Source organism: Methylobacterium sp. WL9, from assembly GCF_008040035.1.
Taxonomy (GTDB): domain Bacteria; phylum Pseudomonadota; class Alphaproteobacteria; order Rhizobiales; family Beijerinckiaceae; genus Methylobacterium; species Methylobacterium thuringiense.
In genome coordinates this window covers 1-415 of the sequence record NZ_VRVE01000218.1, presented here as the reverse complement: position 1 = coordinate 415, position 415 = coordinate 1, and the positions used below count along the sequence as shown (strand labels likewise).

Annotated in this window: 1 pseudogene; it reads right to left on the bottom strand. The window is 62.4% G+C overall.

What is annotated here, in order from left to right:
* A pseudogene (locus tag FV217_RS22565) lies at positions 1-415 on the bottom strand (restriction endonuclease); the annotation flags it as partial.

Genomic DNA, 415 nt, shown 5'->3' with positions numbered 1-415 from the left:
TGACGATGTCCGGACCGTTCGCTTCGACAGGCCGGATATGGGCAGCAGCGACCTCGGCCCGCCCACCGCCGTTCAACAACTTCAGTCCCGTCAGCGCACAGCGCTCATCGTAGGCACCGAGAACAACGCGTCGGAAAACGCGATCTCGGACGATCCGCGAGGTGATAAAGGCCACCCGCTCCCGCACCTGTTCGAATGCGAAGGGCGCTTGCTGCTCAGCAAAGCCGGGATCAGCGATGCGCTCGTCCATTCGCGGTAGCACAACACGTCGTTCGTCCAGGCCAAGGCTGAGGATACGATCGAAATCAGCCGGTGAGATCGGTCGAACAGCTGACTGCGCACGTCCCGAGATCCGGCCCTGATCGTTCAGAACGCCTCGCTCCAGGACACCGCTTTCATCAGCGAACGGCACCGG